This window comes from Caballeronia sp. HLA56 (assembly GCF_054655155.1).
This window is the reverse complement of the sequence record NZ_BAAHOB010000001.1, coordinates 572,233-597,355: the sequence shown is the minus strand read 5'-3', so window position 1 is coordinate 597,355 and position 25,123 is coordinate 572,233. Positions and strand designations below refer to the sequence as shown.

Annotated in this window: 24 protein-coding genes; 8 read left to right on the top strand and 16 right to left on the bottom strand. The window is 63.3% G+C overall.

Annotated elements, in window-relative coordinates:
• Nucleotides 1–81: 81 nt before the first annotated feature.
• Nucleotides 82–2,646, bottom strand: coding sequence for a mechanosensitive ion channel domain-containing protein (locus ACYQ47_RS02805; protein ID WP_459904390.1), 2,565 nt, complete (start codon nt 2,644–2,646; stop codon nt 82–84).
• A gap of 261 nt (nt 2,647–2,907) precedes the next feature.
• Here ACYQ47_RS02805 and ACYQ47_RS02800 point away from each other — a divergent pair, with 261 nt between their 5' ends.
• Nucleotides 2,908–3,147, top strand: a complete 240-nt coding sequence (locus tag ACYQ47_RS02800; RefSeq protein WP_244828269.1) for a hypothetical protein — start codon at nt 2,908–2,910, stop codon at nt 3,145–3,147.
• A gap of 21 nt (nt 3,148–3,168) precedes the next feature.
• Here the strand turns inward: ACYQ47_RS02800 and ACYQ47_RS02795 are convergent, their stop codons facing one another.
• The 3 genes from ACYQ47_RS02795 to ACYQ47_RS02785 form a co-directional block, all read right to left on the bottom strand.
• The gene (locus tag ACYQ47_RS02795) at nt 3,169–4,098 is read right to left on the bottom strand and encodes a cation diffusion facilitator family transporter (RefSeq protein ID WP_250466898.1); all 930 of its coding nucleotides are present in this window, start codon (nt 4,096–4,098) and stop codon (nt 3,169–3,171) included.
• Nucleotides 4,099–4,149: 51 nt separating this feature from the next.
• Complete coding sequence (gene selD, locus ACYQ47_RS02790; RefSeq protein ID WP_250493325.1) at nt 4,150–5,214, bottom strand: selenide, water dikinase SelD; 1,065 nt, start codon at nt 5,212–5,214, stop codon at nt 4,150–4,152.
• A gap of 63 nt (nt 5,215–5,277) precedes the next feature.
• A complete protein-coding gene (locus ACYQ47_RS02785) occupies nt 5,278–5,838 on the bottom strand; it encodes a putative glycolipid-binding domain-containing protein (protein ID WP_459904389.1) in 561 nt (186 codons plus the stop codon).
• 258 nt (nt 5,839–6,096) lie between these two features.
• On the opposite strand from ACYQ47_RS02785, the gene ACYQ47_RS02780 reads away from it, so the two are divergent.
• Nucleotides 6,097–6,522 carry a BspC domain-containing protein gene (locus ACYQ47_RS02780; RefSeq protein ID WP_250493323.1) on the top strand — a complete coding sequence of 142 codons (426 nt, stop codon included), beginning with the start codon at nt 6,097–6,099 and terminating at the stop codon, nt 6,520–6,522.
• A 16-nt stretch (nt 6,523–6,538) separates the two neighbouring features.
• Here ACYQ47_RS02780 and ACYQ47_RS02775 read toward each other — a convergent pair whose 3' ends face one another.
• Nucleotides 6,539–7,063: an RrF2 family transcriptional regulator gene (locus ACYQ47_RS02775; RefSeq protein ID WP_244828276.1), complete on the bottom strand. Its 525-nt coding sequence runs from the start codon at nt 7,061–7,063 to the stop codon at nt 6,539–6,541.
• 399 nt (nt 7,064–7,462) lie between these two features.
• Between ACYQ47_RS02775 and ACYQ47_RS02770 the strand changes: the two genes are divergently transcribed.
• A complete protein-coding gene (locus tag ACYQ47_RS02770) occupies nt 7,463–7,678 on the top strand; it encodes a hypothetical protein (protein ID WP_404989445.1) in 216 nt (71 codons plus the stop codon).
• Nucleotides 7,679–7,746: 68 nt separating this feature from the next.
• On the opposite strand, the gene ACYQ47_RS02765 is transcribed toward ACYQ47_RS02770, so the two are convergent.
• From ACYQ47_RS02765 to ACYQ47_RS02745, 5 genes are all read right to left on the bottom strand, one after another.
• Nucleotides 7,747–8,505: an anti-sigma factor family protein gene (locus tag ACYQ47_RS02765; protein ID WP_459904388.1), complete on the bottom strand. Its 759-nt coding sequence runs from the start codon at nt 8,503–8,505 to the stop codon at nt 7,747–7,749.
• Nucleotides 8,502–9,020, bottom strand: a complete 519-nt coding sequence (locus ACYQ47_RS02760) for a sigma-70 family RNA polymerase sigma factor (protein ID WP_459904387.1) — start codon at nt 9,018–9,020, stop codon at nt 8,502–8,504. Before ACYQ47_RS02760 ends, ACYQ47_RS02765 begins: the two co-directional genes overlap by 4 nt.
• Before the next feature lie 25 nt (nt 9,021–9,045).
• Entirely contained in the window at nt 9,046–9,189 is a 144-nt protein-coding gene (locus ACYQ47_RS02755; protein ID WP_244828281.1) for a hypothetical protein, read from the bottom strand.
• A 71-nt stretch (nt 9,190–9,260) separates the two neighbouring features.
• Nucleotides 9,261–9,632 carry a COG4315 family predicted lipoprotein gene (locus ACYQ47_RS02750; RefSeq protein WP_244828283.1) on the bottom strand — a complete coding sequence of 124 codons (372 nt, stop codon included), beginning with the start codon at nt 9,630–9,632 and terminating at the stop codon, nt 9,261–9,263.
• 144 nt (nt 9,633–9,776) lie between these two features.
• Nucleotides 9,777–10,772, bottom strand: coding sequence for an AraC family transcriptional regulator (locus ACYQ47_RS02745; protein ID WP_459904386.1), 996 nt, complete (start codon nt 10,770–10,772; stop codon nt 9,777–9,779).
• 233 nt (nt 10,773–11,005) lie between these two features.
• Here ACYQ47_RS02745 and ACYQ47_RS02740 point away from each other — a divergent pair, with 233 nt between their 5' ends.
• The gene (locus tag ACYQ47_RS02740; protein ID WP_250466886.1) at nt 11,006–12,046 is read left to right on the top strand and encodes an aldo/keto reductase; all 1,041 of its coding nucleotides are present in this window, start codon (nt 11,006–11,008) and stop codon (nt 12,044–12,046) included.
• A gap of 9 nt (nt 12,047–12,055) precedes the next feature.
• Here the strand turns inward: ACYQ47_RS02740 and ACYQ47_RS02735 are convergent, their stop codons facing one another.
• Complete coding sequence (locus tag ACYQ47_RS02735; RefSeq protein ID WP_250466884.1) at nt 12,056–12,922, bottom strand: glucose 1-dehydrogenase; 867 nt, start codon at nt 12,920–12,922, stop codon at nt 12,056–12,058.
• Nucleotides 12,923–13,109: 187 nt separating this feature from the next.
• Here ACYQ47_RS02735 and ACYQ47_RS02730 point away from each other — a divergent pair, with 187 nt between their 5' ends.
• Nucleotides 13,110–14,291, top strand: a complete 1,182-nt coding sequence (locus ACYQ47_RS02730; protein ID WP_459904385.1) for a 4-hydroxybenzoate 3-monooxygenase — start codon at nt 13,110–13,112, stop codon at nt 14,289–14,291.
• Nucleotides 14,292–14,391: 100 nt separating this feature from the next.
• Here the strand turns inward: ACYQ47_RS02730 and ACYQ47_RS02725 are convergent, their stop codons facing one another.
• The gene (locus ACYQ47_RS02725; protein ID WP_244829703.1) at nt 14,392–16,584 is read right to left on the bottom strand and encodes an amylo-alpha-1,6-glucosidase; all 2,193 of its coding nucleotides are present in this window, start codon (nt 16,582–16,584) and stop codon (nt 14,392–14,394) included.
• A gap of 228 nt (nt 16,585–16,812) precedes the next feature.
• On the opposite strand from ACYQ47_RS02725, the gene ACYQ47_RS02720 reads away from it, so the two are divergent.
• Both ACYQ47_RS02720 and ACYQ47_RS02715 read left to right on the top strand, forming a co-directional pair.
• Complete coding sequence (locus ACYQ47_RS02720; RefSeq protein ID WP_459904384.1) at nt 16,813–17,607, top strand: sulfite exporter TauE/SafE family protein; 795 nt, start codon at nt 16,813–16,815, stop codon at nt 17,605–17,607.
• 258 nt (nt 17,608–17,865) lie between these two features.
• Nucleotides 17,866–19,563: an acid phosphatase gene (locus tag ACYQ47_RS02715; protein WP_310393147.1), complete on the top strand. Its 1,698-nt coding sequence runs from the start codon at nt 17,866–17,868 to the stop codon at nt 19,561–19,563.
• 279 nt (nt 19,564–19,842) lie between these two features.
• Here the strand turns inward: ACYQ47_RS02715 and ACYQ47_RS02710 are convergent, their stop codons facing one another.
• Nucleotides 19,843–20,238: a RidA family protein gene (locus tag ACYQ47_RS02710; protein WP_244828295.1), complete on the bottom strand. Its 396-nt coding sequence runs from the start codon at nt 20,236–20,238 to the stop codon at nt 19,843–19,845.
• A 32-nt stretch (nt 20,239–20,270) separates the two neighbouring features.
• A complete protein-coding gene (locus ACYQ47_RS02705; protein ID WP_250493313.1) occupies nt 20,271–21,170 on the bottom strand; it encodes a LysR substrate-binding domain-containing protein in 900 nt (299 codons plus the stop codon).
• Nucleotides 21,171–21,320: 150 nt separating this feature from the next.
• Between ACYQ47_RS02705 and ACYQ47_RS02700 the strand changes: the two genes are divergently transcribed.
• A complete protein-coding gene (locus ACYQ47_RS02700; protein WP_250493312.1) occupies nt 21,321–22,217 on the top strand; it encodes an NAD-dependent epimerase/dehydratase family protein in 897 nt (298 codons plus the stop codon).
• A 126-nt stretch (nt 22,218–22,343) separates the two neighbouring features.
• On the opposite strand, the gene ACYQ47_RS02695 is transcribed toward ACYQ47_RS02700, so the two are convergent.
• Both ACYQ47_RS02695 and ACYQ47_RS02690 read right to left on the bottom strand, forming a co-directional pair.
• Complete coding sequence (locus ACYQ47_RS02695; RefSeq protein ID WP_244828300.1) at nt 22,344–23,441, bottom strand: malate/lactate/ureidoglycolate dehydrogenase; 1,098 nt, start codon at nt 23,439–23,441, stop codon at nt 22,344–22,346.
• A gap of 184 nt (nt 23,442–23,625) precedes the next feature.
• Nucleotides 23,626–25,095 carry a M20 family metallopeptidase gene (locus ACYQ47_RS02690; protein ID WP_244828301.1) on the bottom strand — a complete coding sequence of 490 codons (1,470 nt, stop codon included), beginning with the start codon at nt 25,093–25,095 and terminating at the stop codon, nt 23,626–23,628.
• Nucleotides 25,096–25,123: the final 28 nt, after the last annotated feature.

Below are 25,123 nucleotides of genomic sequence, written 5' to 3'. Positions count from 1 at the left end.
ATTCGTTTGAGGGGCGCGGCGGCCCGACCGATTATAAAAGCGTCAATAACAAAACAAGCCCCGCGCCAACCCTTAAAACGCTCAAGCCTGCGATGTCCGCGGCGGCGGCGCACTGGACGCCGTGCCCTGTCCGGCAGCCGCCTCGCCCGTCGGATGCTGCGCCGCCTTCGACGGTTCGCCGCGCTGATCGGCGGGGGCGTCACCATCGACGTCGGCTGGATGCGCCGGATCGTGCGCCGCGTCCTGCGTGCCGTTGACGATTACGAAGTTACGCTGCGGATTGGCGATCTCGATCCCACGCGCCGTGAACTCGTTGAGAATGCGCCGGTTGAACTCGCGTTGCACCGGCCAGCGCGTGCTGTCGCGGCACTGAATCTGACCGGCGAGCGTGACGGTGGAACCATCGACGGCATCGACGCCCCAGAAGCTGAAGTCGGAGAGAATGCCGTCCCTGAAGGCGTCGTCTTCACGTAGCGCGGTGCCGATTTCCTTGAGCGTCGAAATGGCCAGATCCACGTCCTGACCGAGCGCGACCGACACGCGCACCGCCGCGTTGCCAATGCCGCGATTCGTATTGTTGACCGTGGATACCGAACTGAACGGCACCGTGAACAGCGAGCCGTCGCCGCCTCGCAAACGCACCGTGCGAATCGACAGATATTCGACCGTGCCCGAGACGCCCGCGACCGTCACCCAGTCGCCCACTTGCATGGCGTTTTCCATCAAAAGGAAGATGCCGGTGATGAAATCCTGCACGAGCTTTTGCGAGCCGAAGCCGAGCGCCACGCCGAAAATGCTCGCGCTCGCCAGAAGCGGCGCGGTGTTGACGCCGATTTCCGAGAGACCGGTGAGCACGACGACCATGGCGATGACGATGAAAAGCGCGGAGCGCATCATCGGTAAAAGCGTGCGCAGGCGTGCCGCGCGCACGCGGTCGCCACTCGCGTTCCATTGATCGAGACGCTGCTCGACCATTACGTTGGCCGTCTCCCACACGATGACCGCGAACACCGCCGCGACCGCGATGGTCACGAGCGCGGATGCCAGCCGGTTGCCAATGCCGCCCGATGTGAAGAACTGCACGATATGCACGCCCCACACTTCGAGCAGCGCCACGACCGTCACCACGGCGATGATCGTCTGCACGGCGCGGCGCAAGAGCGGGTAATAGCGATAAGCATGACGATGCGCGATGGACTTCGCCGCGAAGTCGTCGTCATCGTTTTCGTGGAACACGCGGCCGAGCGCACCGAACGCGACGATTGCCGCGACGCGCGCACCGACCAGCACGAGAATGGACACGCCGCCGAGATGGAACAGCGTGCGATAGCCGTTCTGCACGTCCAGCGCCCAGACGAACCACAGCGCGAGCACAAAGAAGATGGCGACGGCGGCCCAGATATCGGCGATCCAGCCACCGAACAGCGCGGTCGATTTATGACTGCGCATGCGTTCGCGGATACGCTCCGCCACGGGCTTGCGGCAGTCGAAAATGGTGTAGGCGAGCATCAGATGGATGTCGAGCGTGACGATCTTCAGAATGGCGATGCGCGCCGCTTCCGACAGTCCGAGCGGCTCCGCGCCGTTGGCCAGCGCGATGCCGATACCCGCGATGATCACCATGCTGCGTAGCTTGCGATACGTGTAGAGCGCGTACTGATCGCGCATCTGCAAAAGCCGCAAGCCGGTGGCATGCGGCGCCAGCAGAAAGCCGCTCACGATCATGATGATGCGGCAGACGAGGTAGGCATCGATAAACTCGCTCGCGACGTGCGATTCGATCGAGTTGTCGTCGATAAAGATGGACACCAGAAGCGTCGCCACGCCGATGAACACGCCAAGCGGAATGAACTTGAAGAGCAGATACAAAAGCGCATTGGGCAGACGCTGCAACAGGGTCCAGTGACGTGCCGCGTGCCGCTGGCCGCGCGCCGTTTCCACCTTGCGCTCGGCTGCGTGCTGCGCGGCTTCGTTGCCGGTGCGCTCGGCGAAGTGCTCGGCGCGTTCCGCCGCATGCTCGTTCTGCACGAGTTCGGGATCGGTGACCTCGGCATCGGCGACACCGCGCGCGGCGATCTTCGCACGCGATTTACGCAGCAGACGGCCGCCGACGATTTCAAGCAAAAACGCGGGCACGAGACACACGAGCACGATCCAGAGCACGTGACCGAACTGCGCGCGCGATTCCGGCGTCGCCATGCGTTGGCTCCACCAATGCACCACGGAACGAATGTTCAGCAACTCGGCCAGCGTATGCCGCATCTCGGTTGCGAACTGAACGACCCAGTTGCCCGCCTGATGCGATAGCTGCGAGGCAAGCCCGTTCGCCGTCAGCGATTTCGCAAGCACGCCCGACGCGCCCGAGGCAGGCGCAGCCGTTTCCGCGCCGCTCGCCGCCGTGGCGCTCGCGGCCGTCGGTGCGGCAAGCGCGCCGGCCGCCGCCACTGCGCGCAAGGTATCGGCGACCTGTGCGCGGCGTTGCGGATCGTTGAGCACCGCAAGGGCATCGCGGGCCTGTTGCGGCGTGAGCGCAACCGCGGGTTGCGACGCGCCTTGCGCGGAACCGGCGGCAATGGCGGACGCCGAAAGAAGCGAGCCGAGACTCGTGAAGGCGAGCAGACAGACTAAGAGTATGAGTTTGCGCATGGGTCGAATGAAAATCACGAAATTGCTGGGACTCGATGCGGACGACGCGCACGCCCTATCCTAACGCGATGCCCCGGTCCAACGCAGTAACGGCATGGCCGGGTCTCGACGCGGGGCCGGAATGAAGTCTGCTTATATGCAGACATTGAAACGACGCGAATTGAAATGAACGCGAGACTCAATGATTCTGGAGACAGGCTCCCGCAAGCTCGCCGCGACGATAATCCGGACCGTCGCTCCAACTGGCTCACGCGTCCTGCAATGAAATTGACCGTGCTCTGGGTAGCACTTGCCGCGCCTGCCCTGCCGTTTGCAGCGCAAAGTCCGCTCATGCGGGGTGGACGAGCGGCGTCGGCGGCTTCAGCGGAATTGCCGGACGATGCATCGTCCTTGCCGGAAATGGGCGTGACGCAAGTGCCCGCGCGCGGCAATACGCAAGTTCCGGACACGCCTGTCACACCGAGGCCGCACAACGCGCGACCGCCGGCTCACTTGCCGTGAGCCGGACGACGACGACAGGTTTCAAGCCGCGGCGGCGGGCTTGCTGGCTTCGCGCGGCACGTCCGGTTCGAAGAACACCCAGCGCACCTGCGGAAAGGCTTGCTGCAAATCTTCCTCGACGATGTTGATTGCATCGATCATCGCGCGGCCGCTGGCATAGTCGATCATCTCGGCTTGCACGGCGACAACGACATCCTTGCCCCACTGCAGTGTGATCAAGCTGATGATGCGCGTGATCTCGGGCCGCGCGCGCAAATGCGCGTCGATGGCCTTGCGCACTTCGGGACTGGCCGATTCACCGACGATCATCGACTTCACTTCGCGCGCAACGAGAAACGCAATCAGCATCAGCAACACGCCCACGCCGACCGAGCCCGCCGCGTCCCATGCGGGGTTGCCGGTGATCATCGTCATGAGCACGGCAGCGAACGCGATCGCGAGACCCGCGAGCGCGGCCACATCCTCGCCTGCGACAACCAGCAACTCCGACTCGCGCGTCTCGCGGAACCAGCGCCACATGGTCTTGTTGCCCGCCGTCTTGCGAATCTCGCGCACCGCGCCCGCCAGTGAAAACGCTTCGAGCACGACCGAGATGCCGAGAATGACAAGCGCGACGATCGGGTTCGTTAGCGGCTCATGATGCATCAAACGATGCGTGCCTTCGTACACCGAAAACGCGCCGCCGACGAAGAAGAGCAACAGCGCCACGATCAGCGCATAGAAGTAAATCTCGCGCCCCGAGCCGAGCGGATGTAGCGCGTTGGCGGGCGCCTGCGCGCGCTTGAGTCCGAGGAGCAGCAGCAACTGATTGCCGCAATCGGCCGTGGAGTGGATGGCTTCGGCGAACATGGAGCCTGAGCCAGTGAAAGCAGCCGCGCCGAACTTGCATACGGCGATGCCGAAGTTGGCGGCGAGCGCATAGAGAATCGCTTTCGGAGATTCTTCCTTCATGTGCGAGTGATGTCCCGGTGGATGCTAAGAGCTGGGTTACGCGGATGCGTCTCAGGCCACTTCGATACGGCCCGCGCCGTCCACCATCTCGCCGATCACGGCGGCGTCGGAGAAGCCATCCGCGCGGAAGATCGCGAGCACGTCGTTCACGGCTTCAGGCGCGCACGAAACGAGCAGGCCGCCCGAAGTCTGCGGATCGGTAAGCAAGTTGCGAGCCTCGTCCTGAGGCGCGTCGAGGGATGCGGCAAGCGATACATCGGCGCCATACGCGTTCCAGTTGCGTCCCGACGCGCCGGTGTAAATGCCCGCGCGCACGAACTCGCGCACCTGTGGCAACCACGGCAGCCTTGCATAGTCGATACGTGCGGTAAGTTGCGCGCCGCGTGCGAGTTCGAGCGCGTGGCCGAGCAGGCCGAAGCCCGTTACGTCCGTGAGTGCGTGCACGCCATCAAGCAGAGCGAGTTCCGCGCCGGGGCGATTGAGCTTGGTCGTCGCGGCGATCATCGCGGCGTAGCCCGTGGCATCGAGTTGATCCTTCTTCAATGCGGCCGACAGAATGCCGACGCCGAGCGGCTTGCCGAGCACGAGCACGTCGCCCGCGCGCGCTGCCGCGTTGCGCTTCACGCGCGACGGATGCACGATACCGAGCGCGGCGAGCCCGTAGATAGGCTCGACCGAATCGATAGAATGCCCGCCCGCGACGGGAATGCCCGCCTCGGCGCACACCGACTCGCCGCCCTTGAGCACTTGCGCGATCACGTCATGCGGCAATACGTTGATCGGCATGCCGACGAGTGCGAGCGCAAGAATTGGCTTGCCGCCCATGGCATAGACATCCGAGAGCGCATTGGTCGCGGCGATGCGGCCGAAGTCGAACGGATCGTCGACGATCGGCATGAAGAAGTCGGTCGTCGCAACGATAGCCTGTTCGTCGTTGAGCTTGTAGACGGCGGCATCGTCGGCGGTATCGTTGCCGACGAGGAGATTGGGGAACGCGGGCAGTGGCGTGCTGCGCTTGAGCAGGTCGGCGAGCACGCCGGGCGCGATTTTGCAGCCGCAGCCGCCGCCGTGCGAGAGGCTGGTCAGGCGGGGTGATGCGCTGGAATGGGCGGTCATCTTGGGTTCATCCGGTAAGTGCGATCGATGCGGCATTATCGCCGCTCGGGAACAAACGCGCGCTCAGGCAGTACGTTTGAATAGCCCCGGATACGCTGTGACGAGCCCGTTCTCATCGACATCGATCTCGGCCGTAAAGCCCGTATCGAGCCCTTCGTAGCGATAGCGGCGCCCATCTTCCAGGCACGTATAAGCCTGCTCGACCGCGCTGACAGTCAACGTCGGCACGTTCACATAAGCGACGCGAATCACGCGCCGCTCACCGCGTTGCAGCTTCAACCGGCGAATGGGCAGCGTGTTCGTGAAAGGCGTCGCGCTCAGGTCGACGTCGATACAACCGCGGAGTTCATCGCGTGCGGAGCCGTTGGCGTTGGTCCATGCGTGTTCGTCTCCGTCGTCTCCATCTAACCGATGCAGATCGAGCGTCGCACCGCCCGCCAGCTTCGCGGCAAGCCGCGTGACCTGCCAGCGCGCATCGCACTCTATGCGATAGACGAGGCCGAACGCGCCCGCCTCGCTTTCGCCAGCGACCACGCTCTCGATCACGATCGGCGACGCTTCATCGTCCAGTACGAGATGTTCCAGTCCTGTGCCGTCCACTTGCGACCATCTCACTGTTTTCATCGCGCGCCTCGTTGTGAGTTCGAAAGCGCAGCATACACGCAGCCCAAACGCCATCGATCCACCTTCGACACGCGCCGCACGCTCGACGCGCCGAAACATCACACGGTATACTTCGCGAAATCTCAAAAAGACGCGCCCGATCCGTGCCGACGTTGGCGATGTCGCCCGAGCCCACGTGACAGGCGCCAGCGTATTGCCGTTCATCGCGCAGGCTCGTCTTTGTCCGCCTCTTCGCTCTCGCCGCTCATGACTCATCGCATGAAAACTGCCTTCGTTCCCGCCTTGTTCGCATTGCTCTTGTCCGCTTCGATGTTTCAGATCGCGCAGGCCCAAGAGGCGCCCGATAACGTGACGGAAGACTATTCGTATCTGTCGCGGCTGCATGTGCCGGAGAGCGTCGCGCAATGCGTCGCGGCCTTCGACCGCTGGGTTGCGGACGCGCCGAAGTACGACGCGCTCATCGTGCCCGACCGCCGCGTGTTGTCAGCCAGAATCGACAGCGAAACGCCCGTGTTTAGCGTGGGCAATCCGATTCCAGTGGATCAGGTCATCGTGATGCGCGCGTTCGCCAAGGCGCGCGGCAAGACGAAATGGACGCGCGTGGACAGCCGATGCGGCGTGCGCGACGGGCACGTCGTGGGCGTATCGCTTACGCCGAACATAAAGCCGACCATCGTGCGTTGATTGGCGACGGCGCAGACTAGCCTCGCGCGGCGCGTTTGCCCACGTTCTTTCCGCCCAGCCATTTGACGACCTGCGGCCCGAAACTGCGCGGCGCCTTCGCATTCACCCGGCCTGCGAGATCGGACAGCTTGTCCGCGGCCAGCGCTTCGCGCATGCGCTTCTCCGCGTTCTTCATGACGGCGTGAACGGCGCACACGCCGCTCGTCGACCACGGCGGCGCTTCTTCGCCAAACACCGCGCAACGCGCGCGAATCTCGCGACATTCGAAGAGCGGCTTGTCGCCATCGATGGCATGCACGACATCCAGTACGCTGATCTCTCGCGATGGCCGCGCCAGCGAGAAACCACCGCGCGCGCCTTCGGTCGCGGTGACGAGCCCCGCCTTGTGCAGCTTCGTGAACAGCTTCGCCACGAACTCCGCCGGCACGCCTTGCAGTTCCGCCAAATCGCGCACGCTGGCGCCGCTCACACCGTGCGGCGGCTCCGCGAGATAGAGCATGCAGTGCAGCGCGTACTCCACGCCCGTGCTGATATGCGCCATGTGTCACTCCGATAAGCCTGATCGTAGTTCAGGATAATGCCACGCCCGCGGGCCGACAGCGGCAATCTCAAATTAATAAGCATGCTTCCAAATATTTCAAGCTTCACCTTTGCTTACAAACGAACACGGCTTGTCATTTTACGAACCGCTAAATTGCTCTTCATGGACTCACCAAGGAGAAATCCATGAAGAAGCTGGCGATACTTGTAGCACTGGGCGTGGCGCTCGCGGGCTCACTCTCGGGCTGCATCATCCTGCCGGACGGTGGCGGTTACCATCATCATCACGATTACTACCGCTAGAACACTGGCATGACAAAAATCCATAACTACTACCACCGCGCTCGTAGTTACGAAGCGAGCCAACGGAAGACCACGAATACCGAAGGAGCAAATCATGTTGAACAAGACTAAGAAGAGCCTCTTGATCGCGTCCCTTGCAGCGTCGCTTGGCATGGGCATGATGAACGTTGCATCGGCGGACGATCATCGTCCGCATCATGTGGTGAAGGTCGGCTGGCATGGCGAGCGCTACTGGGACGGTCATCGCTACTGGGCGCGTAACGAGTGGGAACGTCACCATCGTCCGCACCACGAAGAGCCGCATCGTTATTGATCTGCTTTAAAGAAAAAGCCGCAGCGACTCGAAGCGCTGCGGCTTTTTTTGCCTGGCGAGCCTGAGCCTCACCAGTCCTTGGGGTTGCCGCCCAGTTCCTTGCAGGTGTCGTAGGCAATCGCTTGCAGCTTGGCCTCCCCGATCTGCCCCGAGAGCGCATAACCCACGCTGTCCGCGGCCCAGTAATACGTCCTGCGCGGGCCGTCGCGCAGCATCCGGATCTGAGCGTCGTTGCGTCGTACCGTCGCCATGTAAAGCGTGAGACGTTCGCCCGCTGCGTTCTGATACATGAACTGCGCGGCCGGCCCGTCTTCACCGGGCAAGAGCCTGCCCCCCACGAGCTGAAAGCCATACTCGACGAGCGATGGAATCGTCAACGTTCGATTCAACCGCTTCGACAGCCAATTGACGAGATGGTCCTGCTGCGACGCCGCCACTTCCACCGCGTGACGTTGCTCCGGCGCATACACCGCGTAGGCAATGTCCGCGCGTTCCGCGAAGCGCGCACGCGGCTCGCCGAACGCAGGCAGCAGCATGTGAATCATGAATCCACACGCGACGCCCACCACGAGAAAGCACGCGGCCAGTAGAAAGCGCTCGCGCTTTCGCGCACGCATGACGACGATCTGCGGCTCGGCCTGCTCCGCCGCGAAGAGCGCGCGCAACGCATTGTCCTGCGCGCGATAGTCGGTCGCAGTCGCCTGCAGCGCGGGGTCATCGGCCAGGCGCGCTTCGACGGCCTTGCGCTCATCGCCGTGAAGCTCGTCGTCGAGCCAGGCAGAGAGCGCCTGAAGGTCGCGATCCGGCGGTCGTTCGTCGTGGGTCATGTCCGGCTCACCACTTTCAGCGACGACGCACGGCGCCCCGGTTCCTCGCCAAGCAGAACGCGCATGTGTTCGCGCGCCCGCGAGAGGCGCGACATCACGGTTCCGGCTGGCACGTTCAAGACCACGGAGGCCTCCTGATAACTCATTTCCTCGACACACACGAGCAACACGACTTCGCGCTGTTCGACCGGCAGGCAGTAAAGCGCGCGTTGCACGTCGCGCAGCACGAGTCCGTCCACTTCGCCACGCGGCGCGGCCATCTGCCGCCACGGCGCGGTTTCATCGTCGACGGCAATGTCGCGCCGTCCGCGCAACTGGTCGATATACAGGTTGCGCATGATCGTGAACAGCCACGCGCGCAGATTGGTCCCCGCGCGAAACGACCGCATGCGATTCAACGCACGCTCGGTCGCGTCCTGCACGAGATCGTCGGCCCAGGCGCGGTCGCCCGTCAACGCGCGCGCATAGCGGCGCAGTTGCGGAAGATGCGCGAGGAGATCGCTCTCGAAACTCACGGCCGTAGATCCGGACGATTCGGCATCAGTAGCTGCCCTTCATGACCGGATCGGCGGCGCCCGCTCCCGCATTACCCGAAGCACCCGCCGTGCCGCTCGCGCAGCCGCTCGACGCCAGCGCGCAGACGAGCGCAGCCAGGAGCAACGCTGCTCCGGACAGTCGTTTCATGTTCGTGTCCCGTCAGAAAGAAGACTCGCAGGCTCGCCGGTTTATTCCCGCGAGCCCGCTCGCAGAAACGCTTACGGCTTCACGACGTGCCAGACATCCTTGAAGTTGTCGCCGTTTTTATCGCCGGGCTTGGTGTCCTTGGCAAAGCGGTATACGCGCTTGCCGTCGTACGCCCATTGCTTGCCGCCGTCGGCGGTTTCGGTGGTCCACTTGCCGCTCGGCTGATCCGAGGCGCCCGCCATCGCGGCGGGCCACGCCTGCGCGCAGCCGCCGGAGCAGGCGCTCGCGCCGCCCTTGGTGTCTTTGTCGAAGGTGTAGAGCGTCATGCCGTTGTCATCGACGAACATGCCGTTCGATTCTTTCGGCGCCGCGGCGAACGCGGGCGATGCCAGACACGCCGCCGCAACCGCGGCCGTGACGATCGTGAGGATGCGCTTCTTCATTTCATCTTCCTTATTGGAGAAGTATCCGTAGAACGTTCGGCAGCGCTGCGCTATTCCGCGGACGATGAAATAAACCGATGCGGCAGCGCCGTCGCATCGCCATGCGGCAAGCTTTGTTCGACCGTGCGGCGCGCTTGGCTTCGTTCAGGCGCCGGTTGCGGCGGCATCGCGCCAGCGCCGCGTGTCGCGCAGCGGCGGCGCGCCGAAAAGGCGGCTGTACTCGCGGCTGAACTGCGACGCGCTTTCGTAACCGACGCGATGCGCGGCCGTCGCGGCATCGGCGATATCGAGCAGCATCAGACGCCGCGCTTCCTGCAGGCGCAACTGCTTCTGATACTGCAGCGGACTCATCGCCGTCACGGCCTTGAAATGATGATGCAGCGAGGACACGCTCATATGCACGTCCCGCGCGATATCTTCGACGCGCAAAGGTTGATCGAAGTTCTGACGCAGCAGAAGAATGGCCTTCGCGATGCGCTGCGTCTGACTGTCCTGCAAGGCGATCTGGCGCAGCCGCGCGCCGGAACCGTTTATCAGCAGCCGATACAGAATCTCGCGCTTCACCAGCGGCGCGAGAATGGGCACGTCGTCCGGCGTGTCGATGAGGCGCAAGAGGCGCAGCACCGCGTCGAGCATGGAATTGCCGAGTCGATTCACATACACGCCGCGCGTGGCGTCCGACTGCGTGACGGGCGGCAGATGCTGGTCCTGAATCAGCGACGTGATCTCTTCGACATCGAGATCGAGCCGCATGCCGAGATAGGGCTCCGTTTCGCTTGCCACCGTCACTTGCCCGATCACCGGCAGATCCACCGACGAAACGAGGTAATGCATGGGGTCGTAGACGTAGACGTCGTCGCCAACCATGATGCGCTTCGTGCCTTGCGCGATCAGCGCGAGCGCGGGCGTTTGAATACCCGGCTTCGGCCCGCCCGGATTCATAATGCGGTGCACGAAGACGCCTGGCACGCAGGTTTCGATGGAACCCTCGCAGCCCGCCGTCAAGCGGTCGAGTAGCGAGACGAGTTCGAGACGCGCCTGATCCAGCGCGGGATCGAGCATCTGATTGTCATTGCGCATCTCTCTGGGATGCTCGTGCGGATCTTTGTCGGCGAGGCCGGGTGTGTCGTTCAGCGCCATGATTTTCCGAGGAATTTAGCGTTCGAAGGAGTCTCGTTAGCTTACTCGCGCGGGCGCGGTTGTGCTTAGGGTCGCGCGCCCGCTTTGCAGGAATTGGCAAGGATTCGACAGGATCAGGCTATGACACGCAAGAGGCGCGGGAAGATACTGCATTGCCGGCGCGACGCGTCGACCGGTCGAAACATCGACACTTCGCGCCTTCCGATCACCGCATCGTTACTCTGGAGCCTTCCATGCGCTACAGGAAATTCGGCAATACCGGCCTATTCGTCTCCGAGCTGTGCCTCGGCACCATGACCTTCGGCGGAGGCGGCGGCGGCATCTGGGACAACATCGGTCAGCTTCAGCAGGCGGACGCCGACAAGCTCGTCGGCCGCTCGCTCGACGCGGGCATCAATTTCATCGATACCGCCGATGTCTATGCCGACGGCCAGTCCGAGATCATCACGGGCCAGGCGTTGAAGAACCTCAAGGTGCCGCGCGAGAACGTGGTCGTCGCGACCAAGATTCTGGGCGAGGCGGGAACCAAGAGCGTGAATTCGCGCGGCGCGTCGCGCTTTCATATCATCGATGGCGTGAAGGCGAGTCTCAAGCGCCTGCAACTCGATCACGTCGATCTGTATCAGATTCACGGATTCGATCCCGCCACGCCAATCGAGGAAACACTGCGCGCGCTCGACAATCTGGTGCAGCACGGCCACGTGCGCTACATCGGCGTGTCGAACTGGGCCGCGTGGCAGATCGCCAAGGCGCTTGGCATTTCGGAGCGTCTGGGCCTGGCGCGTTTCGAGTCGTTGCAGGCGTATTACACGATCGCCGGGCGCGACCTGGAGCGCGAACTCGTCCCGTTGCTACAAAGCGAGAACGTCGGCTTGATGGTGTGGAGTCCGCTCGCGGGTGGCCTCTTGTCGGGCAAGTACACGCGCGAAGGCGGCAAGGAAGAAGGCGGCCGCCGCACGAAGTTCGATTTTCCGCCCGTGAACGTGGACCGCGCGTATGACTGTATCGACGTAATGCGTCGTGTCGCCGAAGCCAAGGGCGTTTCGGTGGCGCAGATCGCGCTTGCCTGGTTGTTGCACCAGAAGGTGGTGACGAGCGTGATCGTCGGGGCGAAACGTATCGAGCAACTCGATGACAACATCGCGGCGACCAAGGTAACGCTCAACGCCGACGAGCTCGCCGCGCTCGACGAAGTGAGCCAGCTTCCCGCCGAATATCCCGGCTGGATGCTGACGCGGCAGGGCGAGTATCGTCGCAAGCAGTTGAGCGAGTGACGCGCGGCTTCAAATGATCGGCTTGCCGCCCGTCACCGCGACAGTGGCGCCCGAGATGTAGCTCGCCTCGTCCGAGGCGAGCAGCACGTAAGCGGCGGCCAGTTCGGCAGGCTGGCCGGCGCGTTTCAAGGGCACTTGCGAGCCGAAATTCTTGACCTTCTCGACGGGCATCGTCGAAGGGATCAATGGCGTCCAGATCGGTCCCGGCGCCACGCAATTTGCACGAATACCGCGCTCGGCCAGCAATTGCGCGAGGCCGCCCGTGAAGTTCTGAATCGCCCCTTTCGTACTCGCATACGCGATCAAACCGGGATTCGGCGCGTCCGCATTCACCGACGTCGTGTTGATGATCGCCGCGCCCTCCTTCAGATGCGGTAGCGCCGCCTTGGTGATGCGAAACATCGCGCCGATGTTGGTCGAGTAGGTCTTGTCCCACTCGTCGTCGCTAATGTCTTCGAGGCCGTCGTAGGTCATCTGGTAAGCGGCGTTGTTGACCAGCACTTCGAGATGGCCGAACGCCTCCACCGTCTTCGCGACGAGTTCGCGGCAATGCGCGCGGTCGGTGATGTCGCCGGGCAATAGCAGCGCCTTTTGTCCCGCTTCTTCCACCCAGCGGGCCGTCTCCTTGGCGTCGTCGTGTTCGTCGAGATAAGAGATCGCCACGTCCGCGCCTTCGCGCGCGAATGCAATCGCCACCGCCCGCCCGATGCCGCTATCGCCGCCTGTGATGAGCGCAGTCTTGCCGGCAAGTTTGCCGCTACCTTTGTAACTCTCCTCGCCGTGGTCGGGCTGCGGATCGAGCGGCTTGGTCAATCCGGGACGGCGTTCTTGCTGCTGTTCAGGAAACGGCGGCTTGGGGTAATTCTTCGCGCTCATTTGTTCTCTCCATTCGATTGCGTGCTCGGGATTTACCCTGAGTCAGCAAGGGATGGACCCGTGATCGCGGCATTTTCGGGCCTTTATCTCGAAATGGGATAGGCGCTATGTTCCGTATCGCGTTGCGACATACCGAGGCTGCAACGAGACTGTACGCACAACATTTCGACGCAATCAAGGAGACATCATGCGTACTCAAGTCGGCATCGTCGGTGCGGGCCCGGCCGGGCTTCTGCTTTCCCATCTTCTGCATTTGCGCGGCATCGAGTCGGTCGTACTCGAAGCGCGCGGTCAGCAGGACATCGAATCGACCATTCGTGCGGGCGTCCTCGAACAAGGCACGATGGATTTGCTCAATCAGGCGGGAGTCGGCGCGCGCATGCAGGCCGAAGGCGCATTGCATCACGGTTTCGAACTGGCTTTCGAGGGACAACGGCGCCGTATCGCCCTGACAGAACTGACGGGCCATTCGATCACGGTCTACGCGCAGCATGAAGTCATCAAGGATTTGGTCGCGGCGCGCGTTGCGGCGAACGGCGCGCTCAAGTTCAACGTGTCGAACGTGAGCTTGCACGATTTCGCGGAGAACAGCGACGGCAAGCCGCGCATCGAGTACACGCATGAAGGGCGCGCCGAAACGCTGGAGTGCGATTTCATCGTCGGCTGCGATGGCTCGCAGGGCGTCTCGCGCCCGTGCATTCCAGAAGCGGTGCGGCAGGACTATCAGCGGGTGTATCCGTTCGGCTGGTTCGGCATTCTGGTCGAAGCGCCGCCCTCGTCCGACGAACTCATCTACGCGCGCCACGACCGCGGCTTCGCGCTCATCAGCACGCGCTCGCCCGGCGTGCAGCGCATGTATTTCCAGTGCGATCCGAAAGAGTCCGTCGATGCCTGGTCCGACGACCGCATCTGGGCCGAACTGCACGCACGCGTCGATACCCACGATGGCTGGCAGATCACGGAAGGGAAGATTTTTCAGAAGAACATTGTCGGTATGCGCAGCTTCGTATCCACGCCGATGCAGTCAGGCAAGCTCTTCCTCGCCGGCGACGCGGCGCATATCGTGCCGCCGACGGGCGCGAAGGGCTTGAATCTCGCGGTGTCGGACGTGCGGGTGCTCAATGCCGCCCTCGTCGATTTCTATAAGGAAGGCAAAAGCGACAAGCTCGCGCAATATACCGAGACCGCGCTCAAGCGCGTGTGGCGCGCGGAGCATTTCTCGTGGTGGATGACGCGCATGCTGCACAAGCTCGACGATACGTCGCCCTTCGAGCAACGCCTGCAGGTCGCGGAACTGGAGCATGTGACGACTTCGCATGCGGCGGCGACGGCGCTGGCCGAGAACTACGTGGGCAGCGTGGCGGTTTGATTTCCGCGCGTTAAGTTCGAGCGGATGGACGGCGCAGCTTGCGAGGTCATTTCCCGAAACCTCGCAAGCAACGCTTCCCACGCGTTGCGCGTTTCTTCACTCAAAGCACCGCGACGACCCGCGCATCCCCTTCCACCGACGGCACCACTTGGCCGCCCACGCGCCGGAACGTGATCGTCACGTTCTTGTCGCCGAGACGCAGATCGCCGATCTCCAGCCAGTCGATGCCCTCCGGCAACTGCGGCCGGTCGATGCGTATCTCGTCGTTGACCGCGTCCATCGTCACGCCGAGACACGCTTCGAGGACCATGAACGGCGCGCCCGCTGCCCACGCCTGCGGCAGACACGCCACCGGATAAGCGATCGGCCGTTCGCCGCGCTGACGCGTGAAGCCGCAAAACAGCTCGGGCAAACGCATGTCGAACGTGACGGCCGCCTCGAACAAAGCCTGCAGCAGACCAACCGCCGCGCCACGCTCGCCGTAACGCGCAAGGCCACGCGCGCATAACGCCGTATCGTGCGGCCAGACCGAGCCGTTGTGGTACGACATCGGATTGAAACGCGGCTGCCCGGCGGCGAGCGTACGCACGCCCCAGCCGGTGTGGAACAAGGTGGATTCGAGCTGACGCGCGACCTTCTCGCCGCGCTCGCGCTCGACCAGATCGAACGCGAGCAGATGCCCCGCATTCGATGACAACACCCTGCACAAGTCGCCACGCCCGTCGAGCGCTATGCCGTAGAAGTCCATCTCCGGCATCCAGTACATTGCTTCCACGCGCTCGCGGATATGGCGCGCGCGCCGCTCGAACTCGTCCGCACGTTCGTGTTCGCCGCGTTCGCGACCAAGCCGCGCCATCGTCGAGAATGCCGTCGATGCGTATGCCTGCACTTCCACCAGCGCAATCGGTCCGATGGGAAATTTACCGTCCGCATGGAACACGGAGTCCTGACTATCTTTCCAGCCCTGGTTGGCGAGTCCATGCTCGGACGCGCGCTGATAGTCGAGCAAGCCGTGCGGGTTCTTGTCGCAATGACGCGCGACCCAGTCCGCCGCGAGTTGCAACGCGGGCCAGATTTCGTCGATGAGCGCCTGATCGCCGGTGCGCTCCGCATACGCGCCCGCGAGCACGATGAAAAGCGGCGTGCTGTCGACGCCACCGTAATAAAGCGCGAATGGCACCTCGCCGGTCGCGGCCATCTCGCTCTTGCGCGTCTCGTGCATGATCTTGCCGATTTCCGCGTCGCGGAACGCCGAGTCCTCGCGCGCCTGATGAGCCGCGAGAAAGCGCAGCACGCCGCGCGCGAGCGTGGGATGCAGCCACAGCATTTGCAACGACGTGATGATCGCGTCACGCCCGAACGCGGTGGAGAACCACGGGATGCCCGCATACGGATACGGGCCGGTTTCGAGATCGGTGGTGAGAAGCCCGAGGTCGGCCAGCGACCGGTCGATCCATTCGCTGAAGAGTGGATTGCTCGAACGCACGCGCGCACTGGCGCGACGCCGGTCCCGCATACGCCGATGCGCCTCGACGAGCGCCTCGCGGATAGCCGGACGGCCCGATTCGGGCGCACACTCGGCGGCTTCGGCGGCGTTGCGCTTGCTCTCTTCGCTGGCGTCGCTGAGCGCGTGTGTCACGGCCGTGACGGAGAGATAGACCGAAATCGCCGTCTCCGATTCGATACGCAGCGCGTAATCGGCGCGCGTTGGCGAGAGCACGTCCGGCGCGGGCGTGAACTGGATGCGCGCGGTGCGTTCTACTTCGTCCAGGCCGATATAGCGCAACACCACCTCGCCATTTTCGACAATGGGCGGCCGCAAAGTGCCGCGCTTCTGGCGCTTCGAGCCACGCACCTCGAACATATCGAGAAAGTCCGCGGCGAACGAAATGGAGATCGGCACCGTGGATGGCTCGGTGCCGTAGTTCGTCAGCACGATGCTTTCGTGCAATACGTGCCCGGAAAGCACACGTTTGCGCTCGACGTGGATAACGCCTTCCGGTGTCTGGGCTCCGCCGATGGGCGGCAGCGGCCGGTTGGTCAAGTGCGCGGTGAAGACAGCGTTATCGCTCGATACACTGCCTGAAAGCAGTGACGGCGCGCGTCCACCGAACGTGAGCACCAATTGCGAGAGCACACGCGTATCGTTGACGAACAGGCCGTCGTCGCCGCCGCGGATATCGCCGTTGGCGTCGTAGACGGCGAACGTGTTGCCCGATTTCAGGACGAACTGGCGCTCGCTCGGAATGTTGACGTTCTCGGTCGGAATGAAGGCATCGTCCGCGCCGGGCATAGTCGCTTGCGCCTGTTGCTGCTGCTGTTGCGTCTGGTCCTGCGTCTGATCCTTTGTGTCCATTGCGCCTTCCTGAACTGAAAGTAGTGTGTAATCACGACGGCCGGCCAGCTTGACCAGACCGATGTTTTTGCAGGGTGCCCGCCGCTCAAGCGCAGCAATCGGGCCGCTCACCGGATATCATCGACGGTTTTTCGACCGGACCGGGCCTGACGGGTCTCCGCATCCATGGCATTTCCGCATATCGACTTACTTTATTCTGCTTCGGGCCTCGGCGTCGGCTTTCTGGTCGGCCTCACGGGCGTGGGCGGCGGTTCACTATTGACGCCGCTGCTCGTGCTGCTCTTCGGGATTCATCCGGCAACGGCAGTCGGCACCGACCTGCTGTACGCCGCCGCGACCAAGACCGCCGGCACGCTCGTACACGGCCTCAAGGGCTCGGTGGACTGGCGCATCACTGGTCGCCTCGCCGCAGGCAGCGTGCCGGCCGCCGCTATCACGCTGAATTTCCTGCACCGGCACGGTGTGACGTCACCCGACACGGGCCGCCTGATCCAGTTGATTCTCGGCGTCGCGCTGCTCATCACGGCCGTGTCGCTCGTGTTTCGGCCGCAGCTCGCGCGACTGGCCTACCGCAAAGGCCAGGGACGAGCGGAACGCCCTGCCCGCACAACCGCTCTGACCGTGCTGACGGGCGCCATCCTCGGCGTGCTCGTTTCGATCACGTCGGTCGGCGCGGGCGCGATCGGCGTGACGGTTCTGCTGCTGCTTTATCCGCGTCTCGCGACGGTACGCATCGTCGGTTCCGATGTGGCGCATGCGGTGCCGCTCACGCTCATTGCCGGCGCCGGGCACTGGATGCTCGGCTCGGTGGACTGGGCGCTTCTGCTCTCGCTCCTGGTCGGCTCGATTCCCGGCATTGCCATTGGCAGCATGCTTTCCTCGAAAGCGCCCGAAACCGTGCTGCGTTACCTGCTTGCCGCGACGCTGATTCTGGTCGGAGCCAAACTCGTGTTCAGTTGATGTTAGTCACGCGGCCCGGCGGTTTCCAGTCGGCCAAGTGACATAGGCGGATACGCAGCCGTTCGCAATCCGCCTTATGCCGTTTGGCCGGGTTTCGCCAAGCGCGCCGATACGGCATCATGCGCTCTCAGTTGGGCCCGCGTCACCGCATTCTTCAGCGGAGAGCGGAAAAGCGTGCGCGCCCTTGGTGCGTGCGGCGTGAAAAGGCGTCGATGCACGGCGCGCGGTGCGTGCGACAAGACCACGAGGAGTCAGGCGATGAACGAGAACGACCATCCGCATCACGAGTTGTCTTCCCTTCCTGAAGCATCGGCGAACGACGCGCCTGTCGATCCGGCGCGGCGCCGCTTGCTCGCGGCCGGCGTCGGACTCGCCGGTTTATCGCTGGGCGGCTGCAATCTTTTCGAACAGAAGCCTGCCACACCAAAAACAGCGGCTGATGTCGCGCTCGACCGCACGCTCACGGCGAACGTGCGGCAGATCGTCGTGATCTACGCGGAAAACCGCAGTTTCACGAATCTGTACGGGAATTTTCCGGGCGTGCAGTATCCGCTGTCGGCGGTGTCGGCGTCGCGCTTCACGCAGCTCGACCGTGATGGCGTCACGCCCATGCCCACACTGCCGAAAATCTGGGGCGGGCTCGTGCCGCAGGCGCAGGAAGTGGATGGCACGCGCTACGCCATCACCGAGCAGCAGATTGCTGGCCTCAAGAACTCGCCTTTCCGGATCATGGACGCGAACGGCGCGCCGCTTCCCAATTCGGTCATTACACGCGACCTCGTGCATCGTTTCTATCAGAACCAGATGCAGATCAACGCGGGCCGCAATAACCAGTTCGCCGCGTGGGGCGACTCGGGTGGCCTCGTCATGGGCCATTACCAGAATTCGCCCGATACGCTCAGGCTCTGGGGCCTCGCGCAGCAATACACGCTATGCGACAACTTCTTCATGTCGGCATTCGGCGGCTCGTGGCTGAACCACATTTTCCTGATCTCGGCGCAAGCACCCTTTTATCCCGATGTGCGCAACACCCCGGCGGCGCGATTGCTCGCCGTCGTGGATGGCGACGATCCGACCACGCCGCGCCTGAAACTGGCGCCGGATTCGCCGAAATCCGCGCTCGAAGGGCCGCCCAAATTCGTTCGCGATGGCGCCCTCACCGCGGACGGCTACGCGGTCAACACGATGTTCCCGCCGTACCAGCCGAGCAACGTGCGTCCCGCGCCCGGCGGCGATAGCTTCACCGCCGATCCTTCGAATCCGCTCGTGCTGCCGCCGCAGACTTACGCGACCATCGGCGACCGGCTTTCGGCCAAGGGCGTCAACTGGGCGTGGTACAGCGGCGCGTGGCAGTACGCGCTCGATCATCGGGACACGGGTTCGGTGCCGGACTTCCAGTATCACCATCAGCCGTTCAACTACTTTCGCAATTTCGCGCCGGGCACGGTTGCACGCGCCCGGCATTTGCGCGATGCGGGTCTCGGCGACGATCCATCCACGAACAAGCTGCTCGCGGACATCGATGCCGGACGCCTGCCTTCCGTCACGTTCTACAAGCCGCAGGGCAATCTCAACATGCACGCGGGCTATGCGGATGTCGCTTCGGGCGACCGGCATATCGCCAATGTCATCGAGCATATTCAGCGCGGACCGCAATGGGCGAACACGGTGATCGTCGTCACGGTCGATGAAAACGGCGGGTGGTGGGATCACGTCTCGCCGCCCAAGGGCGATCGCTGGGGGCCGGGTTCGCGCATTCCGGCACTGGTGATTTCGCCGTACGCGAAAAAGGGATATGTCGATCACACGGTCTACGACACCAACTCGATTCTTCGCTTCATCTCGCGCGTGCACGATCTCGAACCGCTCGATGGCGTGGCGTCGCGGGATCGGGCGTTTGCGGCGAACGGGGAGAAGCCGCTCGGCGATTTAACGGGGGCGCTGGATTTGGCCTGACAACACTCGCGTGCCGACGGCCGGACGGAACTTCGCATCACGCGAGGGATTACGCGTCCGGTCGAAGTCCTCCGGTATCCGACAAAATATCGGACTCGGCGTAAAGCGCGCGAGGCAGCGAGCCGCCGGGAACTGCGTTGCGCGACGCAAGCCGTCACGCCCGGAGCCGTTCCGGATTCAACAAATGCCGTAACTCGCGCGGCGACGGCCGACTCGCATTTCAAAGATCACGCGCGAAACTCAACACCCGTGGAAAGCCGCGATGATCCCAAGCCAAAATCATCGTCCGTCTTCCACCCACGCCCGCGCCGATATCTCGACCAGATATCCATAATGCAACGCGCCAACCGGCACGACGGCGCGCGCCGGCTTCCAGTCGCCGAAGAAGCGCGTGTAAATTTCGTTGAACGTTTTCCAGTGATCGACGCCAACGAGATACACCGTCACCTCGATGCAATCCTCGATGCGCGCGCCCGCCGCTTCCAGCACGGTCCGCAGATTGGCAAGCGTCTGCTCTGCCTGCTCCTCGAACGGCCGGTCCCCGGTATGCGTGCCGTCGGGGCGCATTGGCAACTGGCCCGAAACGCAGACGAGATTGCCCACGCGCGTTGCGTGGCTGTAGTGGCCGGCGGGAACCGGAAGTTCGGGTGCGTTGATGGTCTTGATCGTAGGCATGGTCATGGTCGAGTGATTATCAAAGCTTGATTTCAAAGCGTGAGCCTCGTCGCCAGGAAGTCGAGGAACGCACGCGAGCGCGCGGCCATCGATTCGGTCTGATAGAACACCGCGCTGATCGGTTGACGCACGTCTTCGAGCGCGTCGTCAAGTATCGGACGCAAACGGCCCGCGCGGATATCGGCGGCGGTCATGAATTCGGCGAGGCACGCAATGCCGCCGCCATCGAGCGCCAATTGCCGGATAGTCTCGCCGCTGGACGCCGATACCGCAGGCCGGATCGTCACGAACGGCGCGCCCGGAATATTGCCCGATGCACGCAACGGCCAGTCATTGAGGCTTTCGGGCGCGGTGAAGCCGATCAGCCGCGCGCGCATGAGTTCATCGACATCACGCGGCTCGCCGTGTTCGGCAAGATAATCCGGACTCGCCAGTACGCGCAGCCGGCTGCTGCCGAGCGAGCGCGCGTGCAAGGTCGAATCCTGCAGGACGCCAATGCGAATCGCGATATCGACGCGCTGCTCCATCAGATCGACGATGCGCTCGTTGCTCGTCAGTTCCAGCGTGATGTCCGGATAAAGCGCGGCGAACGCCTTCACATTCGGCACGATGCAGTGAAGCACGAACGGCGACGCCGCATCCACACGCAGCCGCCCGGCCGGACGCTCGTGCCGGCGCGAGATCGCTTCCTCGGCGTCATCCATCGCGGCGAGGATGGCGCGAGCGCGCGTCAGAAACAGCTCGCCTTCCTCGGTGAGTTGAAGACGGCGCGTCGTGCGGCGCACGAGGGTCGTGTCGAGCTTCTTTTCGAGGCGCGTCAGCGTGCGGCTCACGCCGGATACGGTTTGCTGAAGCGTTTCGGCGGCGGCGGTCATCGAACCACTATCAATGACGGTCACGAAAACCTGCAGTTCGTCGGTATTGGTCTTCATGCGGGCGCGATGCGGATCGATTGTTGATTTCAAGTCAAGTTTGATTTGAGACTAGCATCGTTTTTGCGAAAGTCGAAACGGGACATACTCTCTGCATCGGTTCAAACGAATTCCCGCAAATCGCATTGCATGGGACCACAGGAGCAAAACATGAAGATTTTCATCACAGGCGCAGGCGGCTTTATCGGCGGTTCGATCGCGGCGGGACTCGCGCGCGACGGTCACACGGTGCGCGGCCTGATCCGCAGAGCCGAGCAGAGCGACGCCTTGAAGCAGGCGGGTATCGAGCCCGTCGTCGGCAGTCTCGACGACGCCGCGCTTCTCACCGCCGAAGCCCGTTCTGCCGATGCAGTCATCAACGCGGCCAGCAGCGATCATCGCGGCGCGGTCGAAACCTTGATCGCCGCGCTCGAAGGCTCCGACAAACCGTTCCTGCACACGAGCGGATCGAGCATTGTCGGCGATGCGTCGGGCGGCGAAGCATCGGACAACATCTACACCGAAGAGAATCTGCCGGAACCGACCGCCGACAAGGCGCCGCGCGTGGCCATCGACAAGCTCGTGCTGGGCGCCGCCAAGCGTGGCGTGCGCTCTGCCGTGCTGTGCAACACGCTGATCTACGGTCACGGCGCCATTCCGAACACCGCAAGCGTGCAACTGCCGCGACTCGAACGTCAGGCGCAGAAGAGCGGCATCGTGCGTCATGTCGGACGCGGGCTGAACATCTGGTCGAACGTGCATATCGACGATGTCGTCGACGCTTATCGACGCGCACTCGACAAGACGCCGGCCGGCACGTTCTATTTCATCGAAAGCGGCGAGGCGCAATATCGCGACATGACCACCGCCATGGCGCGCGCGATGCAATTGCGCGGCCCCGAAGACTGGCCGCTTGAAGATGCCGTCAAGGAATGGGGTTATGAGATGGCCAACTACGGGCTTGGCTCCAACAGCCGCGTCAGAGGCAAGCGCGTGCGCTTCCTGCTGGGCTGGGAGCCGAAGCGGACCTCGGTCATTGACTGGATCGAGAAAGAAATGGTGCGGTGAATGGTGTCGCTTCGGCTCTGAAAGTCGCGCCGTTATTCCGCGACTGAGGCCAGAGGCAATCTGCCATCAAGCAAAACAAAGCGCGAAGGGCAAACTGGCTTGACCAATTTGCCCTTCGGTTTCACGTTACTTCAACGCGCCCGCGAACTTCTCGATTTCCGTCTCCGCCATCCCCGACTTTACAGCCGATTCGCGAATCTGCCGCCACGTAGTCGGGTCGACCGGCACGCCGTTCGAATTGCGCTCGGCGCGGCGCGCTTCCTCCGGTTCGCCGGGCGCGTGAATCGCATCGGTGCCAGCGGCTTTCGGCGAAGCCTTCATCCATTCGAGGAACGCTTCCGCTTCGGCCTCTGCGGCCGGGGCATCGAACGCGTTCGGGTCGAGAATCACCGAAGTCATGCAATTGATGATCGCGCTCGACTTCTCCAGCGTGCTCTCATGCGTGGTATATCCGCCCGAAAGCGCGCCGCCGAAAATCTCGCAGAGCGCGGCAAGCCCCGAGCCCTTGTGCAGACCGAATGCGGTCAGCGAGCCGAACGGCTCTTCATGCATCACTTTCGGTTCGAGCGTCGGCACGCCTGCGTGGTCGAGCAACATGCCCGGCGCGACCTGCACGCCCTTGTTGTAGGCCACGCGCGTCTTGCCGTAAGCAATGCCCGCTGTCGCGAAATCCAGCACCAGCGGCTTCTTGCCTTTACGCGGATACGCCGCGCAAAAAGGGTTCGTGCCGAAGCGCCGGTCGATACCGCCGAACGGCGCCACCAGCGGATCGCCCGCTACATTTACGAAGTGAAACGACACGAGCCCTGCCTTCGCGCATTGCTCCGCCCAGTGTCCGATCCGGCCGATGTGATGCGCGTTGCGCAAGCCGACCGCGCACACGCCGAACTTCTTCGCGCGCTCGATGCCGAATTCCATCGCCTCGTAGGCAACCACTTGACCGAAGCCCTTGCGACCATCGACGGTGATGACGGCGCCCGCATCGCGAACGATTTCAGCATGCGTGTTGAGCTTGAGTTGGCCATCCGCGAGCGAGGACGTATAGCGCGGAATCATGCCGACACCATGCGAATCATGCCCCGAGAGATTCGACATCACGAGATGGTCCGCCACCAGTTCGGCCTCGCGCGGCGCGCTGCCGGCGCTTTCCCAGATGGCGCGCACATAGGCGTGAAGGGTATCGGCGGCGATGCGCAGTTCGGGGGATTTTTGGGTATCGTTCATCGCGATGTCTGTCTCCTGTATGTGAAGTGCATGGCCCGGCCGCAATGCCGCACGGCGGGCGAGGGCCTATTACTTTACCCATGATCAACTGGCCTTACCAGTTCGTTTTGAAGAATTCGCTGAAAAGGCCCGAAAAAAAGCCCGCGCGAAGCGGGCGATTTCTGATTCCGGAAGACGCGTTGAATCAGGGCGCAGCAGCAATTACTTCCGCCACCGCCGCCGTCAGTTTCCTTGCGTAGGGCACGTGCAGGAATTCGTTCGGCCCGTGCGCGTTGGACTTCGGGCCGAGCACGCCGCACACCATGAACTGCGAGCGCGGAAAGCCTTCCTTCAACGTGTTCATGAGCGGAATGGTGCCGCCCTGCCCCATGTATGCGACATCCGCGCCAAAGTAGCGACGCGATGCATCGTTCAACGACGTCCCCAGCCAGGGCGCAAGCTCGGGCGCGCTCCAGCCAGTGGCCGCGCCGGCTTCAGCCTTGAACGTGACCTTGGCGTTGTAAGGCGGATCGAGTTCCAGCAGCGACTTCAACTGACCGACCGCTTCGGCGGCTTCGACAAGCGGCGGCAGACGCAGCGACAGCTTGAACGCGGTGCGCGGTGCGAGCACGTTGCCGGCGTCGGCGAGTGACGGCAGGCCGGCCGCTCCCGTGACCGTCAGCGACGGACGCCACGTCGAATTGATGAGCGCTTCTTGCGGGTCGGTAGTGGTCGGCAACACACTGCCGCCGTCCTGGCCACAACTCCACGGCAGTTTCTTCCAGACATCGTCGCCGAGAATGCGGGCGGTCGCTTCAGCCTCGCGCAGACGTTGCGCGGGAATCGAGCAATGAAAGTCCTTCGGGAGCAGGTTGCCGGTGGCCGCGTCTTCGAGCCGCTCGAACAGTTGCCGCATGATGCGAAAGGTCGATGGCGCGATGCCGCCGTAGCCGCCCGAATGCAGGCCTTCTTCGAGCACCTGGATTTCGAGGTCGCCCGAGACCAGACCGCGCAGCGAAGTCGTGAGCCACAACTGGTCGTAGTTGCCCGCGCCGGAGTCCAGGCAGATCACGAGGCCGACATCGCCCAGGCGTTCGCGGAGCGCGTCGATATACGGCAGCAAGTCGTAGCTGCCCGATTCCTCGCACGTCTCGATGATGCCGACGCAGCGCGGCCGCTCCACGCCTTGGGCGTCGAGCGCGGCGAGCGCCGTGATGCTGGCGTAGGTCGCGTAGCCGTCGTCCGCACCGCCCCGGCCGTAGAGCCGGCCGTCCTCGAACTTCGGCGTCCACGGGCCGAGATCATTGCGCCAGCCTTCGAATTCAGGCTGCTTGTCCAGGTGGCCATACAGCACGACGGTTTCGGTGCTGCCCGAACGCGTTGCGGGCGCTTCGAAGAAGATCACGGGCGTGCGTTCAGGCAGACGCACGATCTCGACTTTCAGGCCCGTGACGCGCTGCGCCTTCACCCAGTCCACCGCGTCCGTCACTACCCGTTCGATGAAACCGTTCCGCGCCCAGTCCGCGTCGAACATCGGGCTTTTCGCGGGCACCGCGATGTAGTCGGTCAGCGCGGGCACGATCTCATCGTTCCATTTCTGGTCGACGAAACGCTGCAGTTCCGTCGAATCGAGCCGTACCGCTTCTTCGTGTTGCGTATTGTCGCCGTTAGTCATGAGCGTGTGTCCAGGCGGGCAAAACCTT

What these genes read in the sequence shown, in the direction of transcription:
- ACYQ47_RS02710 (WP_244828295.1), bottom strand. Translation starts at nt 20,238, where the DNA reads ATGCCTACGATCAAGACCATCAACGCACCCGAACTTCCGGTTCCCGCC.
- ACYQ47_RS02765 (WP_459904388.1), bottom strand. Translation starts at nt 8,505, where the DNA reads ATGACCCACGACGAACGACCGCCGGATCGCGACCTTCAGGCGCTCTCT.
- ACYQ47_RS02690 (WP_244828301.1), bottom strand. Translation starts at nt 25,095, where the DNA reads ATGACTAACGGCGACAATACGCAACACGAAGAAGCGGTACGGCTCGAT.
- ACYQ47_RS02785 (WP_459904389.1), bottom strand. Translation starts at nt 5,838, where the DNA reads ATGAAAACAGTGAGATGGTCGCAAGTGGACGGCACAGGACTGGAACAT.
- selD (WP_250493325.1), bottom strand. Translation starts at nt 5,214, where the DNA reads ATGACCGCCCATTCCAGCGCATCACCCCGCCTGACCAGCCTCTCGCAC.
- ACYQ47_RS02720 (WP_459904384.1), top strand. Translation starts at nt 16,813, where the DNA reads ATGGCATTTCCGCATATCGACTTACTTTATTCTGCTTCGGGCCTCGGC.
- ACYQ47_RS02755 (WP_244828281.1), bottom strand. Translation starts at nt 9,189, where the DNA reads ATGAAACGACTGTCCGGAGCAGCGTTGCTCCTGGCTGCGCTCGTCTGC.
- ACYQ47_RS02735 (WP_250466884.1), bottom strand. Translation starts at nt 12,922, where the DNA reads ATGAGCGCGAAGAATTACCCCAAGCCGCCGTTTCCTGAACAGCAGCAA.
- ACYQ47_RS02695 (WP_244828300.1), bottom strand. Translation starts at nt 23,441, where the DNA reads ATGAACGATACCCAAAAATCCCCCGAACTGCGCATCGCCGCCGATACC.
- ACYQ47_RS02705 (WP_250493313.1), bottom strand. Translation starts at nt 21,170, where the DNA reads ATGAAGACCAATACCGACGAACTGCAGGTTTTCGTGACCGTCATTGAT.
- ACYQ47_RS02795 (WP_250466898.1), bottom strand. Translation starts at nt 4,098, where the DNA reads ATGAAGGAAGAATCTCCGAAAGCGATTCTCTATGCGCTCGCCGCCAAC.
- ACYQ47_RS02805 (WP_459904390.1), bottom strand. Translation starts at nt 2,646, where the DNA reads ATGCGCAAACTCATACTCTTAGTCTGTCTGCTCGCCTTCACGAGTCTC.
- ACYQ47_RS02700 (WP_250493312.1), top strand. Translation starts at nt 21,321, where the DNA reads ATGAAGATTTTCATCACAGGCGCAGGCGGCTTTATCGGCGGTTCGATC.
- ACYQ47_RS02800 (WP_244828269.1), top strand. Translation starts at nt 2,908, where the DNA reads ATGAAATTGACCGTGCTCTGGGTAGCACTTGCCGCGCCTGCCCTGCCG.
- ACYQ47_RS02725 (WP_244829703.1), bottom strand. Translation starts at nt 16,584, where the DNA reads ATGCCCGGCGCGGACGATGCCTTCATTCCGACCGAGAACGTCAACATT.
- ACYQ47_RS02730 (WP_459904385.1), top strand. Translation starts at nt 13,110, where the DNA reads ATGCGTACTCAAGTCGGCATCGTCGGTGCGGGCCCGGCCGGGCTTCTG.
- ACYQ47_RS02775 (WP_244828276.1), bottom strand. Translation starts at nt 7,063, where the DNA reads ATGGCGCATATCAGCACGGGCGTGGAGTACGCGCTGCACTGCATGCTC.
- ACYQ47_RS02745 (WP_459904386.1), bottom strand. Translation starts at nt 10,772, where the DNA reads ATGGCGCTGAACGACACACCCGGCCTCGCCGACAAAGATCCGCACGAG.
- ACYQ47_RS02750 (WP_244828283.1), bottom strand. Translation starts at nt 9,632, where the DNA reads ATGAAGAAGCGCATCCTCACGATCGTCACGGCCGCGGTTGCGGCGGCG.
- ACYQ47_RS02780 (WP_250493323.1), top strand. Translation starts at nt 6,097, where the DNA reads ATGAAAACTGCCTTCGTTCCCGCCTTGTTCGCATTGCTCTTGTCCGCT.
- ACYQ47_RS02740 (WP_250466886.1), top strand. Translation starts at nt 11,006, where the DNA reads ATGCGCTACAGGAAATTCGGCAATACCGGCCTATTCGTCTCCGAGCTG.
- ACYQ47_RS02715 (WP_310393147.1), top strand. Translation starts at nt 17,866, where the DNA reads ATGAACGAGAACGACCATCCGCATCACGAGTTGTCTTCCCTTCCTGAA.